This is a genomic window from Burkholderia sp. IO2 (assembly GCF_029522185.1).
Taxonomy (GTDB): Bacteria; Pseudomonadota; Gammaproteobacteria; order Burkholderiales; family Burkholderiaceae; genus Burkholderia; species Burkholderia cenocepacia.
In genome coordinates this window covers 1-16,118 of the sequence record NZ_JAKWFH010000065.1, presented here as the reverse complement: position 1 = coordinate 16,118, position 16,118 = coordinate 1, and the positions used below count along the sequence as shown (strand labels likewise).

General features: G+C 70.0%; 13 protein-coding genes. 7 read left to right on the top strand and 6 right to left on the bottom strand.

Annotation, left to right across the window (positions count from 1 at the left end):
* Positions 1-38 precede the first annotated feature (38 nt).
* The 3 genes from MMB92_RS30170 to MMB92_RS30160 all read left to right on the top strand — a co-directional run bounded on the left by MMB92_RS30170 (position 39) and on the right by MMB92_RS30160 (position 2,787).
* Positions 39-839: an enoyl-CoA hydratase-related protein gene (locus tag MMB92_RS30170; RefSeq protein WP_277563141.1), complete on the top strand. Its 801-nt coding sequence runs from the start codon at positions 39-41 to the stop codon at positions 837-839.
* Positions 840-976: 137 nt separating this feature from the next.
* On the top strand, positions 977-1,648 hold the full coding sequence (locus tag MMB92_RS30165) for a MarC family protein (RefSeq protein WP_006483966.1): 672 nt from the start codon (positions 977-979) through the stop codon (positions 1,646-1,648).
* Between the two features lie 158 nt (positions 1,649-1,806).
* Positions 1,807-2,787 (top strand): aldo/keto reductase, encoded by a 981-nt coding sequence (locus tag MMB92_RS30160; protein WP_006483965.1) that lies wholly within the window; start codon positions 1,807-1,809, stop codon positions 2,785-2,787.
* Between the two features lie 31 nt (positions 2,788-2,818).
* Here the strand turns inward: MMB92_RS30160 and MMB92_RS30155 are convergent, their stop codons facing one another.
* From MMB92_RS30155 to MMB92_RS30135, 5 genes are all read right to left on the bottom strand, one after another.
* A complete protein-coding gene (locus tag MMB92_RS30155; RefSeq protein WP_277563140.1) occupies positions 2,819-3,685 on the bottom strand; it encodes a CPBP family intramembrane glutamic endopeptidase in 867 nt (288 codons plus the stop codon).
* Between the two features lie 85 nt (positions 3,686-3,770).
* Complete coding sequence (locus MMB92_RS30150; protein ID WP_048988266.1) at positions 3,771-4,427, bottom strand: VC0807 family protein; 657 nt, start codon at positions 4,425-4,427, stop codon at positions 3,771-3,773.
* 110 nt (positions 4,428-4,537) lie between these two features.
* The gene (locus MMB92_RS30145; protein ID WP_062910450.1) at positions 4,538-6,469 is read right to left on the bottom strand and encodes a HAMP domain-containing sensor histidine kinase; all 1,932 of its coding nucleotides are present in this window, start codon (positions 6,467-6,469) and stop codon (positions 4,538-4,540) included.
* Positions 6,470-6,917: 448 nt separating this feature from the next.
* Complete coding sequence (locus tag MMB92_RS30140; protein WP_006494705.1) at positions 6,918-7,982, bottom strand: 2,3-butanediol dehydrogenase; 1,065 nt, start codon at positions 7,980-7,982, stop codon at positions 6,918-6,920.
* Positions 7,983-8,330: 348 nt separating this feature from the next.
* The gene (locus MMB92_RS30135; RefSeq protein WP_034202247.1) at positions 8,331-9,071 is read right to left on the bottom strand and encodes a GNAT family N-acetyltransferase; all 741 of its coding nucleotides are present in this window, start codon (positions 9,069-9,071) and stop codon (positions 8,331-8,333) included.
* Between the two features lie 211 nt (positions 9,072-9,282).
* Here MMB92_RS30135 and MMB92_RS30130 point away from each other — a divergent pair, with 211 nt between their 5' ends.
* A complete protein-coding gene (locus MMB92_RS30130; protein ID WP_277563139.1) occupies positions 9,283-10,491 on the top strand; it encodes an MFS transporter in 1,209 nt (402 codons plus the stop codon).
* A gap of 41 nt (positions 10,492-10,532) precedes the next feature.
* Positions 10,533-11,015 (top strand): DUF3331 domain-containing protein, encoded by a 483-nt coding sequence (locus MMB92_RS30125; protein ID WP_062910451.1) that lies wholly within the window; start codon positions 10,533-10,535, stop codon positions 11,013-11,015.
* A gap of 24 nt (positions 11,016-11,039) precedes the next feature.
* Here the strand turns inward: MMB92_RS30125 and MMB92_RS30120 are convergent, their stop codons facing one another.
* A complete protein-coding gene (locus MMB92_RS30120; RefSeq protein ID WP_006487338.1) occupies positions 11,040-12,242 on the bottom strand; it encodes a GNAT family N-acetyltransferase in 1,203 nt (400 codons plus the stop codon).
* 173 nt (positions 12,243-12,415) lie between these two features.
* Between MMB92_RS30120 and MMB92_RS30115 the strand changes: the two genes are divergently transcribed.
* Together MMB92_RS30115 and MMB92_RS30110 are read left to right on the top strand one after the other, a co-directional pair.
* Positions 12,416-13,894 carry a PLP-dependent aminotransferase family protein gene (locus MMB92_RS30115; protein WP_006494711.1) on the top strand — a complete coding sequence of 493 codons (1,479 nt, stop codon included), beginning with the start codon at positions 12,416-12,418 and terminating at the stop codon, positions 13,892-13,894.
* A gap of 343 nt (positions 13,895-14,237) precedes the next feature.
* Positions 14,238-15,818 (top strand): trypsin-like peptidase domain-containing protein, encoded by a 1,581-nt coding sequence (locus tag MMB92_RS30110; protein WP_171984204.1) that lies wholly within the window; start codon positions 14,238-14,240, stop codon positions 15,816-15,818.
* Positions 15,819-16,118 lie beyond the last annotated feature (300 nt).

Here is a 16,118-nt window from a genome sequence, read left to right as displayed (position 1 = left end):
TGTCGAGGTGTGCCGTTCTACCCGAGGAAACCTGTTCGATGGATGAATTGAAGACCCTGGCCGTCACGGTCGATGCGCGCGGCATCGCGACCGTCGCGCTGCAGCGCGGCGACGTGCTGAACGCGTTCGACGAGACGATGATCGCGGAGCTGACCGACGCGTTCACGACGCTCGGCCGGCGCGAAGACGTGCGCGCGATCGTGCTGCGTTCGGACGGTCGCGCATTTTGCGCGGGCGCCGACCTGCAGTGGATGCAGCGTGCGAGCGCGAACGACGCGGCCGCGAACCTGCGCGACGCCGAGCGGTTCGCCGCGATGATGCGCGCGATCCGGCAGTGCCCGAAACCGACGGTCGCACGCGTGCAGGGCCACGCGTTCGGCGGCGGGGTCGGGTTGTGCGCGGCCTGCGACATCGTGATTGCCAGCGATCACGCGCGCTTCTCGGTCAGCGAGGCGCGTTTCGGGATCCTGCCGGCCGTGATCGGTCCGTATCTGGTCGAGGCGGTCGGCCAGCGCCAGGCGCGCCGGCTCGCGCTGACCGCGACGCAGCTCGCGGCCGCCGAAGCCGTCGCGATCGGGCTGATCCATCAGGCCGTGCCGCTCGATGCGCTCGACGACACGCTCGAACGGACGCTCGCGGAACTGGGCCGCAACGGCCCGCACGCGCTGATGGAGATCAAGCGCTTTTTCGATGCGATCGGCGAATACCCGCCGTCGGACGAACGCGCGGCGTTCACCGCGCAGACGATCTCGCGGGTGCGGGCGACGCCGGAAGCGAAGGAAGGCTTCGCGGCCTTCTTCGCGAAGCGGCCGCCGGCGTGGGAGGCGGGCGCCGAATAAGGCTGCACGACGAAACTCGACCGCGACCGTCGGCGCAACCGGGCCGGCCGTATTTTGCGTCTCGGGCGCGAGCGCTTGCACTACAATGCGTGACCCCCGGCGCGCTGCCGGCCCAGCCCCGACCGATGCTTCGCACGATGATCGTCAACCGCCTTGTCTCCGAGATCCTGTTCGGCTTTACCGGCCTGATCGGCATCATCAATCCGATCGGCATCGCGTTCCTGTTTCTCGAACGGACCGAGGCGCTCACCGCGTACGAACGGGATCTGCTCGCGAGGAAGGTCGCGTTCAACGCGTTCGTCGTCCTGATGGTCGCGTTCTTCGCCGGCACGCCGGTGCTGCATTTCTTCGGGATCTCGATGGAAGCGCTGCGGATCGGCGGCGGCTTCGCGGTCGCGGTGGCCGGCTGGCAGATGCTGAACGAGCCCGACGGGCCGGGCGGCGGCGACACGCCGGTCAAGCCGATCGACGCGAACGCGATCATGACGCGCGCGTTCTTCCCGTTGACGGTGCCGCTGACGGTCGGTCCCGGCTCGATCGCGACCGCGATCGCACTGAACGCGAACCGCACGCACAAGCTGTCGGAATTCATGCTGTCGAGCATCGTGTCGATCGCGGTGTCCGTGCTCGTCGCGCTCGTGATCTGGCAGGTCTACAGCCGCTCCGCGCTGCTCGCACGCTATCTCGGCAGCGAAGGGACCAAGGTCGCGAAGCGCGTGTCGGCGTTCCTGCTGCTGTGCATCGGCGTGCAGATCATGCTGACCGGCTTCTCCGCGTTCCTGCAGCCGATCGCCGACCAGGTCAAGTAACCGGGCCGCCCGGTCCGGCCGTCAAGGTTCGACCTTTCACGCAGCCTGCACGCGGCGCGCGGTCATACGCGTTCGCCGCATGCGGGATACCATGCGACGTCTGGCGGATGCGCGGCGCGCATCCGGCCGCAACCCCAACTTGAGTGGCGAGGCGTGCGATGGAATACGTGAAATTCGGGTCGACCGGGCTGGACGTGTCGAAGCTGGTGCTGGGCTGCATGACGTTCGGCGAGCCGTTGCGCGGCACGCACCCGTGGACGCTGCCGGAAGCGGAAAGCCGGCCGATCATCCAGCGGGCGATCGAGGCCGGCATCAACTTCTTCGACACCGCGAACATGTATTCGGACGGCACGTCGGAGGAGATCGTCGGCCGCGCGCTGCGCGATTTCGCGAAGCGCGACGACGTCGTGATCGCGACCAAGGTGTTCTACCGGATGCGGCCGGGGCCGAACGGCGCCGGGTTGTCGCGCAAGGCGATCATGACCGACATCGACCAGAGCCTGAAGCGGCTCGGCACCGACTACGTCGATCTCTACCAGATTCACCGATGGGACTACGGCACGCCGATCGAGGAGACGCTCGAGGCGTTGCACGACGTCGTGAAGGCCGGCAAGGCGCGCTATATCGGCGCCTCGTCGATGTTCGCATGGCAGTTCGCGAAGGCGCTGCACACGTCGAAGCAGCACGGCTGGACCCGCTTCGTCAGCATGCAGAACCACCTGAACCTGCTGTATCGCGAGGAAGAGCGCGAAATGCTGCCGCTGTGCGAGGACGAAGGCATCGCGGTGATTCCGTGGAGCCCGCTCGCGCGCGGGCGCCTGACGCGCAACTGGGACGAATCGTCGGAACGGCAGCAGAAGGACGAGGTCGGGCAGCAGCTGTACAACGCGACGATCGATGCCGACAAGGCGGTCGTCGAGGCCGTCGCGGCGATCGCCGCCGCGCGCAACGTGCCGCGGGCGCAGGTCGCGCTGGCGTGGGTCGCGCAAAAGCGCGGCGTGACCGCGCCGATCGTCGGCATTTCGAAGCCGCAGCAACTGGACGATGCGCTCGGGGCGCTCGCGCTGAAGCTGACCGACGACGAAATCGCGACGCTCGAACGCCCGTACGTGCCGCACGCGGTGGCCGGGTTCAACTGAGCGGCAACGCGGGCGCCGCCGCGCACCGCGTTCAGCGCGCGGCGGCGAGCATCGGGTAGGTGAACAGGCCGAAGTGGACGACGTTCAGCCCCGCATGCGCGAGCGCGGCGGCGAGCAGGCCGCCGCGCCGCCACGCGAGCCCGTAGCCGACGCCGGCCACCGTGCCGAGCGCGATCCATTGCCAGCCGCCCGCGGCGTGCGCGGCGCCGAACAGTACCGCGCCGGCCGCGAGCGCGACCCACGGGCCCGAGGAATAAGCGTGCAACACGCGGGTCAGCCCGCCTTGGACGTAGCCGCGGAACAGCGCTTCCTCGGCGAGCGTCACCAGCAGCAGGTTGTTCGCGAGCCACAGCCAGCCGGACGGCGGCCATTTGGGGGCCCAGCCGACCATCCCGAACGCGAGCGCGCCGGCCAGGCACGCGGCGGCCGTTGCGGCGGCCGCCACCGCGCCGGTGCGCAGCGCGCGCGACAGCGCGACGTCGGGCGCGACCCACGGCAGCGCCCACAACAGCCACAGGCCGACGAGCGGCTTGTCGAAATTCAGGTACATCGTGAACGGCACGGCGTCCGGCGTGAAACGGGTCGGCGCGATCACGCGCGGATTGTGGAAGCCGGGAATCAGGTGCAGGCTCAGCGCGATCGCGAGCGCGGCGAAGACGAGATGCGCGGCGATGCGCACCGCGAGCGGCCGCGCGGGCAGCACGCCCCAGCCGGCCGCGATCAGCAGCGCGAATGGCGCCAGCGTGATCGGCGCGAGCTGGCCGAATGCCAGCGCGCCCGCGTAGCCGAGCGCGGCGACGCCGATGCTCAGGCCGTGCAGTGGGCGATGCCACGCGAATGCGGCGGCCGCGAACAGGGCGAGCCAGATCGTGGCACACGGAAGGAGCGAAAGGGACATGACGGGAAGCGGATGGGCGGACGAGACGCCGCGCATCATACAGCAGGTGCCGTGACACGCTGCCGGGCAGCCGGCGCGCCGCGTGTCAGCGGCCGGCGGTTTCGGTGACGCCGCCGCGGCCCGGGATGTCGACGCTGTTGCGCACGCGCATCCGCCGCCGGTACCAGAACGTCCACAGCAGCAGGCAGGCAAACACCGTGTAGCCCATGACCGGCGACACGACCAGCACGCGTTCGACCGGCCAGTTGACGACCATCCACCAGCGCAGCAGCATCTCGACCGTCATGATGGCGCCCCACACGAACGTCATCAGCCGCAGCATCTGCCGCAGGCCCGGCTGCGCGTCCCAGACGGCTTCGAAGTGCGCGGCGCCGCCGTCCATCTCGCGGGCCACGGTCGCGCGGGCCAGATAGTAGATCAGCGGGCGTTCGCGGAACAACGACAGCAGGAACACGATGCCGATCGTGCCCGACCCGATCGATTCGCGCATCAGCAGCGTGCGCGGACTGCCGCCGAACGCCATCCCGACGATCGACAGCGTGATGCCGAGCAGCACGATGGCCGCCACCGCGTCGACGCGGCGCGAGCGGATGAATTCGACGATCGACCAGATGATCGGCGGAACCGCCGACGCGTACAGCGCGCCGGTTTCGCCGAAATACGGATGCGCGACCCGATAGGCCACCCAGGGCAGCACGAGGTTGACGAAGAGTTCGAGAATCAGTCCGGTTCGCGGTTTCACGGTGCGCGCTTCCACGCAGGCGGGGCGGACGCGAGGAAGGCGGGTTGCCCCCCGGTTGCCCCGAAAAGGGTTCGGTTCAGTATATCGAAGAATCGCGCGGGGTTGCGACGTCATGGGTTCGCCGCCGCCGGCAGCGCGATCGTGATCGTGGTGCCCTGCAGCACGGCGCTCTGCACGTGAATGTCGCCCGCGTGCCGTTCGACGACGGCCTTGACGAACGCCATCCCGAGCCCCACGCCGCCCGTGTCCGGTTGCCCGGCCGTGCGAAAGCGCCGGTAGCGTTCGAACAGCCGCGTCTGGTCCGTGTGGCTGATCCCGCAGCCGCGGTCCCGGATCGTGCAGTGCACGGCCCGGCCGTCGGCGCCCGGTTCCACCCGGCATTCGATGCTCGTCAGCGACGGGCTGTACTTGATTGCGTTATCCAGCAGGTTGATCAGCGCGCGCGACAGCAACGCAGGGTCGCCGTGCACGATCGTGTCGTCGCGGCGCGGCACGTCGTCGATCGAGATGCGTTTGCGATGCGCGAGCGGCCATACGGCGTCGCGCGCCTCGTTCATCAGGTCGGCGAGGTTGACCGGCACGCGCTCGTATTCGCTGGCTTCCGCGCGCGACAACTGCGCGAAACCGTCGGCCATCGCCAGCGTATGGCGGGCGAGCCTGCCGATTCTCTCGAATTGCCGCTTTGTCGGTGCGTCGTTCGCGCGGTGTTCCTGCGCGTCGATCAGGATGATCAGCGACGTCAGCGGCGCGCGCATGTCGTGCGAGAACAGCGTCAGCATGTCGTTGCGCTGGCGTTCGAGCATGTCGCGGCGCACATGCGCATGGCGCAAGGTCTCCAGTGCCTGGTCGATGCGGGCGAGCTCGGGCCCGACGCCGCTCGGCATCGCGACGGGCGTCGTATCGCCGTCGCTGAGTGCGACGATCCGGCGTCCGAGCGCATCGAGCGGCGTCGACAGCAGCCGCTGCGTGCCGCGCGCGAGCGACAGCAGGATCGCGACGCTGAGCGCGGTCGCGCATGCCGATACCGCCACCTTGATCCGCGCGGTGTTCCGGTCCGAGACGGCGCGGCGCCGCGCCGCGTCGATCACGCGGTCGCGCAGCCGCTCGCACGGCCCGAAATACGGGACGATCGTTCGCGAAAAATCGCCGGCGCTCATCGCGTAGGCGCCTGTCCGGCCGTTCGCGACGATCGCGTCGACGAGCGGCAGCAGATGACGGTCGAACGCCGCGTTGAGCTGCGCGTACTCGCGGGCCACGTCCGCATCGTCGAGCCGCGCGCCGAGCGCGCCGTCGATCAGTGCGCGCAATTGTTCGATGCGTCCGCGCATCAGCATGATCTCCGCGAACTGCGTGCGATCGAGCGCCTGCCGCGCGAACATTGGCGCGACGAGCAGCGAGCCCGTGCGTCCCGCGTACTCCCGCAGGTCGCTCAGCAGCCGCGCGAGCAGGATCGCGCCCGACGTGCGCGGGTCGCGCATGGCCGTGTCGGTCATCGCGCCGTCGATCAGCAGCGACACCGTGTCGACGACCCGGAACAGGCGCGCCTGCGCATGCTGGATGTCGCGCACCGTGCGGGACGCGAGCGGCCGCGCGTCGAGTGCGTCGACTTCCGCGCGCGCATCGGCGAGCGTGATCCGGATCGCATCGACCGCGTGCAGCAGGTTGCCGCGCTCGCGGTCGTCGAGCGCCGCCGCGTGCCCGATGCCGGCCCGAAAATGCGCGAGCGCGCGGTCGGAACGCTCGCGCGCGGCGCGCAGGTTGCGCCGCTCCGTCGCGGCGTCGGGCTGCGCGCGCACGAGCAGGTCGTTCGTCGGGCCGCGTTCGGCCGAGATCATGTTGGCGGCGATCATCGCGCCGTGGACGAATTCGAAGCTTTGCAGGTCGGCGTTTTCCTGCCGGTATTGGCGGACACTGCCCGCGATGATCGTGCCGCACAGCAAGGCCAGCAGCGTGGTGACGAGCGCGAAGCCGAGATGGGTTTTCTGCTGGATCGTCAGCGAGCGAACGTCGTTTGCGCGTTCCCGATTGAACGAGAGATTCATGGCACACCGTGTTTTGCGAACTATCCCTGGGAGGCCCGTATTCTCGGCCTGTCGGCGCCGTGGCGCCGTGAGGTTCGACAGGTGTTCCGTCGTGACGGGGCGGCAACGATCGCGCCCGGGAAGCCGGATCGCACGCGGCACCGGATCGCGTTGCGCCACCATCCTGTCGACGCCGGACGCATCGTGCTTGATGCGGAGAAACCCTGATCGCGCACCGGTGCGGATCGCGCGTTGCGGTGAATGTTAGGGATTGCGAATGTTTGGGCGCGCCGCTTCCGGAGGAAGCGCGACATGGCGGCTGCCTTGGACGGTGACGACAGAGCGAAGGGATGCGCACGCAGGCGCGCCGCCCGCGCACGGGGGCGACGCTCGAGGGGGGGCCGCTATACGCCTGTACGGCGGCCGGCGCGGCGCGGCGGGAATCGATGCCGCGGCCGCGCGTGTGCACTCAGGAAACGGCCGGCTGGACGATGATCTTCACGTTGCGGTCCTTGTGGTTGACCAGCTCCTCGAAGCCGTGCGCGACGATGTCGCCGAGCGCGATGCGCCCGGTGATGAGCGGCTGCACGTCGATGCGGCCGTCCGCGATGAAGCGGATCACGTCCGCGAATTCGCCGTTGTACGCGAGCGAGCCGATCACTTCCTTCTCGGTCGACACGATGTCGAAGAAGTTGAACGGCGCCGGTTCCTCGAAGATGCCGACCATCACCGACTTGCCGGCCTTGCGGATCACGTCGATCGCGAGCTTCGCGGTGGCCGTGTGCCCGATGCACTCGAACGAGACATCCGCGCCGTAGCCGCCCGTCAGCGCCCGGACTTCCGCGATCGCGTCGGACGTCTTCGGATCGACGACCACGCTCGCGCCGACCTCCAGCGCCTTCTGCTTGCGCGCGGCCGACATTTCCAGTGCGATCACGCGTCCGGCGCCCGCGGCCTTCGCGCACATGATCGTGCACAGGCCGATCGTGCCCGCGCCGACCACGACGACGGTCTGCCCGACGATGTTGCCGGCCTTCTTCACCGCATGCAGCCCGACCGCGAGCGGTTCGATCAGCGCGCCGGCCTCGGTCGGGAAATGGTCGGGCAGCTTGTACAGCAGTTCGGCCGGCACGTTCACGTATTCGGCGAACGCGCCGTTGTTCATCAGCCCCGTGAACGCGAGGTTCTCGCAGATGTTGTACAGCCCGTGCCGGCAATACCAGCAGGTGCCGCAATGCTGGCATGCGTCGGCCGTCACGCGGTCGCCGACCGCGAAGCCCGACACGCCCGCGCCGAGCTCGGCGATCTCGCCGCTGAACTCGTGGCCCAGGATGCACTGGCCTTTCAGGCCGGTCAGCGGATGCGGCGCGTCGACCGGGATGAACACCGGCCCGGCGACGTATTCGTGCAGGTCGGAGCCGCAGATGCCGCACCAGTGCACGCGAATCGTGACCCAGCCTGCCGGCGGGCGTTCCGGAACGGGAACCTCTTCGACGCGGATGTCGTGGCGGCCGTGCCAGACGGCGGCCTTCATGCTGGGGGGAGTGATCGGTGCCGGTGTACTCACGTTGCTGTCTCCGTCAGGTTGTCGTCGGGCGTGCGGCGATGTTGCCGGCGCGCCCGTCGCGCGATTGCGCGTTCGACCGGTATGCAGGAACGGGGCCAGCGTGAAGCCGGGCGATGCGTGGCGGCCGGAAAATGTGCGTCGGGTGCGCTGCACCATGTCGCTGTCCGCCGAACGGCAACGATTTGGAAGGAACGGAGCGTCGAATTTGCTGCGATAGCGCCACAGCGAAGCGCGTGAGACGCCGGGACGTTCGTCTCAGCGCAATGAGACGAATCGCGAGACGAACGGCGACGGGCGGCGCCGTTCGATCCGCGTTCAGGCGACGACTTCGTCCACGGCGACCGCGGCGAGCGGCGTGAATCCGGCGGCGCGGTACAGCGGCTGGCCGACCTCGGTCGATATGAGCCACACGCGGCGCGCACCCCGGTGCCGTGCGTGCGCGACGATCGCGGCGAGCAGTTGCGTCGCCAGGCCGCGGCGGCGGTATGCGTCCGCCGTCCCGACGCGGTCGACGACGATATCGCGCGGCGACGCGAAGCCGTAGCGCGCGGTGGCCGCGATCTGTCCGTCGAGCCGGTGCGCGAACAGGAACGCGGCCGGATTCGGCTGGAACGGCGCGAAGGCGCCGCTGGCGTTGAACGCGTCGATCGCGCCAGGCGTGTCGCAGGCCAGCGAAAGCGCGAGCGCGTCGTCGCCGGACAGCCCGTCGATGTCGGCGGCCATGAAATGCTCGTCGGTCAGCCGGCGCGTCCGGCCGTGCAGCGCGGGCGGCAGCGGTGCCGCGCCGTAGCGCGTGATCCACGCGCCAACCGCAAACGGGCCGGCGCCGGACACGGGCGCGCCCTCGATCATGAAATGCTCGAAAGGCCGGCCCATCGCGCCGTCGAACTGCACGACATGGCCGTCCGGGCCGTCGTGCAGCGGCGCATCGCGCCGGCCGCGCGCGGCGCAGTACCCGGCGATGAAGGTGCGCACGGCCGCCTTGCGGCGGGGGAAATCCGTCCAGGCTTCGTCGAGCGGAAACAGCGTGGCCGGTGCAGGGGAGGCGGTCGACATAAGGAGGGGCGCGGCGTTGTCGGACGAAGCGGACAGCTTAGACCAGGATGCCGTCGCGTGTCGCGCCGGCCATTGTCACCATCGCCGAAACGGATCGTTGCGCGCGCTGCCCCTTTACTTGAAGTTAACTTCAATTTGTATCATGTGCGCCAGTCCGATTGCGGTCGCGTGAGACATCCCGTTGCACGCCGCCGCTTCAACGGAGGTGAAGATGACCGAATCGCCTGTCGCGGCCGATGCCGCCACGCTGCCGGCGCGCAGCTACCGGGCCGCCGTCGCGAACGTCGTGCTGGCGAGCATCGTGTCGGCGCTGCACGTCGGCAAGGCGACGATCGGCTTGCCGTCGCTCCAGCACGAGTTCGGCGGCTCGCTCGCGTCGCTGAGCGGGATCATGTCGGTGTTTCCGTTCGTCGGCGTGTTCGGCGGGATCGCCGCCGGCCTGCTGGTGCGGCGCTGGGGCGACCGGCGGCTGCTGGTGACGGGCCTCGTCATCCTCGGCCTGTCGAGCGTGGCCGGCGCCTGGGCCGGCAGCTTCGCGCTGTTGCTGGCCACGCGCTTCGCGGAAGGCCTCGGGTTCGTGATCGTGGTGGTCGCAGCGCCGGCCGTGCTGAACCGCGTGACGCCGCCCGAACGGCGCAATTTCGCGTTCGGCCTGTGGAGCACCTTCATGCCGGCCGGCATGGCGCTGTCGATGCTGGTCGGGCCGCTGCTCGGCGGCTGGCGCAACGGCTGGCTCGCGGCCGCGGCGCTGACGCTCGTCGCGGCGGCCGCGGTGCCGGTCACGACGTCGGCCGACGCGCCGTCGCGGCAGGCGACGACGCGCATCGGCCCCGCGCTGCGCGCCGTGCTCGCGTCGCGCTCGACCACGCTCCTCGCACTGGGCTTCGCGACCTACAACGTGCAGTTCTTCGCGGTGATGACGTTCCTGCCGGTGTTCCTGATGCAGCGCCTCGGCGTCGCGGTCGGCGCGGCGGGGCTGATCAGCGCGGCGATCGTCGCCGCGTGCGTGATCGGCAACCTGACGGCCGGCTGGCTGCTGTCGCGCGGGGCGCGACCGGGGATCGTGATGGCGGCGACGTCGGTCGCGATCGGCGCGGCGGGCGCGGGCCTCTTCGGCGCGGCGACACCCGCGCCGCTCGCGGTCGTGCTCGTGTTCGCGTTTTCGGCGATGGCCGGGATGCTGCCCGCGACCATTCTCGCGTGCGCGCCGGGCTCCGCCCCGTCGCCGTCGCTGGCGCCGCTCAGCATCGGCTGGGTCGTGCAGGGCAACTATCTCGGCCAGGTGATCGGGCCGCTGACGATCGGCGCGATCGTCGGTGCGTTTGGCTGGTCGGGCGGCATCGGGCTGATGCTCGCGGCCGCCGCCGTCGGCGCGGCGATCGGCCTGTCCCTGCTGCGCGAACCGATGGGCCGGCGCTGAACGCGCCGGCGTCGTTCAACCTGCACGGAAATTCGTCAAGCATGCTCAACACCATGGAAAGCCCGATCCGCGAAGAAGACCTGTCGTGCGACGCGTCCGCGTTCGACGAAGACGACGCGATGCCGTCGCGCGGCGGCGTGATCGCCCACCCGCTCGTGACGATCGGCCGCGCGCCGATTCCGGAGCAGGGGACGGCCGCGGCGTCGCCGTTGCGCCCGCAACTGTTCGTCACGGTGCTGGAGGCGGGCGACGACGGACTGCTGGTGCGATGGGTCGAGAGCGGCCGGTGTCACTACGGCGAGCAGCGCTGGCGGCTGCGCGTCGCGTTGCAGCCCGGTCGCTGCGCGCTTTCCGGGCAGCCGATCGAGCCGGGCGAGCCGGTGTTCCGGCCGGTGCGGCGACCGGTGCCGGCCAACGGCGACGAGATGATCTGCCCGGCGTCGGTGCCGGGTAGGGACGGTGCGGCGTGCGATGGCGCGCCGCGGGACGGCGACGCACGCGATCCGGCCGATGTTCCGGGCTGAACATCGGCCGTCGGAGCGGCGACGTTACTTCTTCAGGTCGTGCCGGTACTGGATGAAACCGGCGTTGTTCGCGAGCTTGTCGTACAGCGCGCGCGCGGCCGTGTTGGTCTCGTGCGTGAGCCAGTACACGCGGCTCGCGCCGGCTTCGCGGGCCCGTTCGTACACGGCCTCGATCAGCGCGCGGCCGGCACCTTGCCCGCGCGCGTCGGGCGCCGTGTACAGGTCCTGCAGATAGCAGTACGGCCCTTCGGTCCAGCACGAGCGGTGGTAGATCGAATGCACGATCCCGACCAGCGCACCGGACGCGTCGAACGCGCCGAGCACGAACATCGGCTCGGCCGGATCCATCAGGCGCGCCCAGGTCGTCGCGAACACCGCGTCGCTCAGCGCCGTGTCATAGAACTTCTGGTAACCCTGCCACAGCGGACGCCACGCGGCTTCGTCGGCGGCGACGAGCGGGCGTACCGTGACGCGCGTGGCGTCGTTCGCGCGGCTGGCTGCGTCGCGTGCGCTGGCCTGCGCGTGGCGTATCGCGGTGAGCGGCTGGCGCTGGTTGCCTTCGGCATCGAAGTTCTCCGGTGCGAGCCATGCTTCGAACGCGGCGCGGACGTCCGGCCATTCGCCGTCGATGATCGAGAACCACGCGGTGTCGCGATTGCGGCCGCGATAGACGATCGCCTGCCGGAACGTGCCTTCGTAGCGGAAGCCGAGCCGGGCGGCCGCCTTGCGCGACGGCGCGTTCAGGTCGTCGCACTTCCATTCGTAGCGCCGGTAGCCGAGCGTGTCGAACGCGTACTTCATCAGCAGGAACTGCGCTTCGGTCGAAACCGGCGTGCGCTTGAGCAGCGGCGAGAACGTGACGGAGCCGACCTCGATCACGCCGTTGGCCGGATCGATGCGCATCAGCGCGAGCGTGCCGACCGCGCGACCCGTGGCGCGGTCGATCACCGTGTAGTGCAGCGGATCGGTGCTCGCCTGCGCGCCGCGCGCGTAGTCGCGGTAGCTCGACTCGTCGGCATACGGGCCGTGCGCGAGATAGGTCCAGTCGCTGCCGTCGGGCGCCTGGGCGTAGGCCGCGTACAGGTCGGCCGCATGGCGCTCGGCGTCGAGCGGTTCGAGCCGGCAGTAACGGCCTTCGAGCGCGATGCGCTCGGGGCGCGGACGCGCGGACCAGTCGGGAACGGGTTGGCCGATGGGCTGCTGGAAAGCGTTGGTGAGCGTGGGCAAGGTCGATCTCGCTTCGGTTGGCGGCCGGCGACATGCCGGCATGCAGACGATCGTAGTCCCGGCGAGGTACCATGAGAAGCGCCAGAGAACGGTAAATTTATGGTGCCACGAGCCGTGATCGCCCGCCGTTCGCCAATCACCGCAGGTTCGACTTTTCACGCCGCGATATTCCGATGACGACTGCCTTTCCTTCCGGCGCCGCGCCGTTGCTGCCGCTCGATGCGCCGCTGGCACGTACGCCCGGCGCACCGTCGCTGCAGCGCCAGTTGCTGCGCCGCTTGCGCGACGCGATCCTCGGCGGCGCGATGCCGGCCGGCACGCGGTTGCCCGGCACGCGCGCGCTGGCCGAAACGCTCGGCGTGTCGCGCAATACGACGGCCGCCGTGTACGAGCAGCTCGTCGCCGAAGGCTTCCTGCAGTCGGATCGTCGCGGCACGCGGGTCGTCGGGCTGTCGCGGCCGGCGCCGCCGCGCAGGCGGGCCGCGCCGCCGGCCGTCGCGCAGCGGCTCGGCCGGATTCGTCCGAGCCTCGTCGGCACCGGCGAATCGGAGGGCTTCCGGCCGGGCGTGCCCGCGCTGTCGCATTTCCCGGTGGATGCGTGGCGGCACGCGATCGACCGCGCGCTGCGCCGTGCCGGCCGCGAGCTGCTCGCGTATGGGGATCCGCTCGGCGAATCCGCCCTGCGCGAATCGATCGCGCGCCATCTGGCCGTCACGCGCGGCGTGCGCTGCGATCCCGAACAGATCGTGATCACCGAAGGCGCTCAAGGCGCGATCGCGCTGTGCGCACAGTTGCTGACCAATCCGGGCGATACGGTGTGGGTCGAGGAGCCCGGCTATCGCGGCGCGCGAACCGCGATGCAGGCGGCCGACCTCGACGTCGTGCCGATGCCGGTGGACGCGGAAGGGCTGCGTGCGGAACCGGACGACTGGCGCGAGCGGCCGCCGCGACTCGTCTACACGACGCCGTCGAACCAGTTCCCGACCGGTGCCGTGCTGTCGATCTCGCGCCGGCTCGCGCTGATCGATGCGGCACGCCGCCATCGCGCGTGGATCATCGAGGACGACTACGACAGCGAATTCCGTCACACCGGCGAGCCGATCGGCGCGATGCACGGGCTCGCGCCGGATTCGCCGGTCGTCTATCTCGGCTCGTTCAGCAAGACGATGTTTCCGGCGCTGCGGATCGGTTTTCTCGTGCTGCCCGACGCGTTGCTGGCCGCCGTGCGGCCGGCGCTGCCGGAGATGCTGCGCGGCGGGACGCGCCACGTGCAGCTCGCGCTGGCCGATTTCATCGAGACGGGCGAGTACGGCCGGCATCTCGGACGGATGCGCCGGCTGTATCGCGACCGGCGGCGGTTGCTGCTCGCCGCGCTCGATAGCAGCCTGAGCGTGCCGCACCAGGTCGAGGGCGGCCCGTGCGGGCTGCATCTCGCGCTGCGGTTGCCGGCGCGTTATCGCGATCGCGCGATCGTCGAAGCGGCGCGCGCGCATGGCATCGGGCCGTTTCCGCTGTCGGGTTTCGCGATCGATGCGGCGCGCGCCGGCAACGGGCTCGTGCTCGGTTTCGGCAATACGTCGGCCGATGCGTTCGAGCCGATGTTGCGGATGGTGTCGGCGATCGCGGAGCGGGTGGGCGCGGGGCACGCGTGATGGTAGGGTTTCGCCACCTCGAACTTCCTGCTGCGTGATCGTGATTGCGCTCGGCCTGTCCGTGATGTGCGACAGATGGCATGCCCGGCCGCAGACCGTGACGAAGACCCCGGCACCGACGTCCACCCCAATGCGTGGTGGATATTCGGATTGACGAACCGCGCACTTTGTTCGAAACGGCCGCCCTCGCGGTTCCGCCGCCCGGGCACCTCCCGGCATACGGGTTTCGATTCGTATGTTCCAACCGGCGCGTGGGCTATAAATGGAGGCGTGTACCGGTGCTCGTCGGGCGCCTGCGCGTCTCGCGCAGGGTGGCGTCGCGACTGCCCGGGGGAGGTGCACCGTGGTCTGCCAGACGCTTGCTCGCGCCGTGCTTCGCACCGCGTTGATCGGGGGCGTGCTTGCCGGAATCTTGCCGCCGCCCGCCGCCATCGCCGGCACCCTCGCACCACCCGCCGCACCGCCCGCGATGAAGGCGCGGCCGCCCGCCGCGCCTTACGCGATGCCGGTCGACTTCCCGGCGATCGTCGAGCGCTACGGCCCGGCGGTCGTGACCATCATGGCCGCCACGCCCGACCCGCAAACCGGCGGCCCGGCCTTTGCCATGCTCGATCCCGACGATCCGCTCGCCGCGTTCTTCCGCCATGGCGCACCGCCGTCCGCGCAGGGGCCGCAGGCACCGGCGCCCGATACCGCGCCGCGTGCGGTGTCCGGCAGCGGCTCGGGTTTCATCGTCAGCGCCGATGGCCTGATCCTCACGTCCGCTCATGTGGTCGACGAGGCGACCGACGTGACGGTGCGGCTCACCGACCGGCGCGAATTCAAGGCGACGGTACTGGCCGTCGATCCGCAAAGCGACGTGGCCGTGCTGCGCGTCGACGCGACGAAGCTGCCGTTCGTGCGCGTCGGCGATTCGTCGAAAGTGCGCGCGGGCGAACCGGTGATGACGATCGGCGCGCCGGACGGCTCGGGCAACACGGTCACGGCCGGCATCGTCAGCGCGACGTCGCGCCGGCTGCCGGACGGCAGCGCGTTTCCGTTCTTCGAAACCGACATCGCACCGAACCCCGACAACTCGGGCGGCCCGGTGTTCAATCGCGCGGGTGACGTGATCGGCATCGCGGTGCAGGTGTATACGGGCGCCGACCGCTACGCGAGCACGACGTTCGCCATCCCGATCGCGTTCGCGACGAAGGTGCGCGCCCAGTTGCGTGCGCAACAGCAGGCGCAAGTGCAGGCGCAGCAGGCTCCGCCGCCCGCGGCGGAGGCGTCGTCGGGCAATGCGTTCGGCGTCGACGTGCAGGACGTGGGCGTCGGCCTGGCCGCGGCGTTCGGACTGCCGCGTGCGGCGGGCGCACTCGTCAACGGGGTCGCGCCCGGCTCGCCGGCCGCCACGGCCGGCCTGAAACCCGGCGACGTGATCGTGAAGGTGGGCGACAAGACGATCGGCCACTCGGCCGAACTGAACGATCTGGCCGGCGCGCTGCCACCGGGCGGCAAGGCGCGGCTGCGCGTGATCCGCAACCGTGCGCCGATGATGCTGACGATCACCGGCGCCGACGACGCGGGCGGTAGCGCGGCCACCACGGTCGGCATGGCCGCGCCGAAGGCCGCTGCGCGGCCGGGGCCGGGTTCGGGGGCGGGCGATGCAGGCGACCACGGCGACCGCCTCGGCCTGACGATGCATGCGTTGAGCGACGACGAGCGCCGTTCGACCGGGCTCGCGGTCGGGATGATGGTGGATGCGGTGCATGGCCCGGCCGCGCGCGCCGGCATCCAGCCGGGCGACGTGGTGCTGGAGCTCAACGACACGCTGCTCGAGACGCCGGACGACGTGCAGACGCTCGAAGCGAAAGGCGGCGTGATCGCCGTGTTGATCCAGCGCAACAACGCGCGGAAGTTCGTGTCGGTGCGCGCGCGTTAGGGCGTTGACGCGGCTGCCGTCGTCCGCCTAACATCGTCCGATATCGCTGGCGGTCCGCCACGCATCCAGGAGCCATTCAGCATGAAAACGGCTTGCTTCATCGTAGTCATCCACAGGCGCAGGGTCCGGTAGCGGGATCGCGCCGGCACCCATGCGCCCCCGACTCGTTCGGGGGCTTTTTTTTGGTTCATCGCAGGAAACCGTGGAGGGTTTTCGAGCGATTGCATAATCTGACACCTGATTTTGAGGATGTCGGAGGAAGAATTGCTCGATCGCAAGGCACTTCAGGCACTGGGCTGC

What these genes read in the sequence shown, in the direction of transcription:
- MMB92_RS30125 (WP_062910451.1), top strand. Translation starts at nt 10,533, where the DNA reads ATGCTCAACACCATGGAAAGCCCGATCCGCGAAGAAGACCTGTCGTGC.
- MMB92_RS30160 (WP_006483965.1), top strand. Translation starts at nt 1,807, where the DNA reads ATGGAATACGTGAAATTCGGGTCGACCGGGCTGGACGTGTCGAAGCTG.
- MMB92_RS30145 (WP_062910450.1), bottom strand. Translation starts at nt 6,469, where the DNA reads ATGAATCTCTCGTTCAATCGGGAACGCGCAAACGACGTTCGCTCGCTG.
- MMB92_RS30130 (WP_277563139.1), top strand. Translation starts at nt 9,283, where the DNA reads ATGACCGAATCGCCTGTCGCGGCCGATGCCGCCACGCTGCCGGCGCGC.
- MMB92_RS30135 (WP_034202247.1), bottom strand. Translation starts at nt 9,071, where the DNA reads ATGTCGACCGCCTCCCCTGCACCGGCCACGCTGTTTCCGCTCGACGAA.
- MMB92_RS30140 (WP_006494705.1), bottom strand. Translation starts at nt 7,982, where the DNA reads ATGAAGGCCGCCGTCTGGCACGGCCGCCACGACATCCGCGTCGAAGAG.
- MMB92_RS30170 (WP_277563141.1), top strand. Translation starts at nt 39, where the DNA reads ATGGATGAATTGAAGACCCTGGCCGTCACGGTCGATGCGCGCGGCATC.
- MMB92_RS30115 (WP_006494711.1), top strand. Translation starts at nt 12,416, where the DNA reads ATGACGACTGCCTTTCCTTCCGGCGCCGCGCCGTTGCTGCCGCTCGAT.
- MMB92_RS30155 (WP_277563140.1), bottom strand. Translation starts at nt 3,685, where the DNA reads ATGTCCCTTTCGCTCCTTCCGTGTGCCACGATCTGGCTCGCCCTGTTC.
- MMB92_RS30165 (WP_006483966.1), top strand. Translation starts at nt 977, where the DNA reads ATGATCGTCAACCGCCTTGTCTCCGAGATCCTGTTCGGCTTTACCGGC.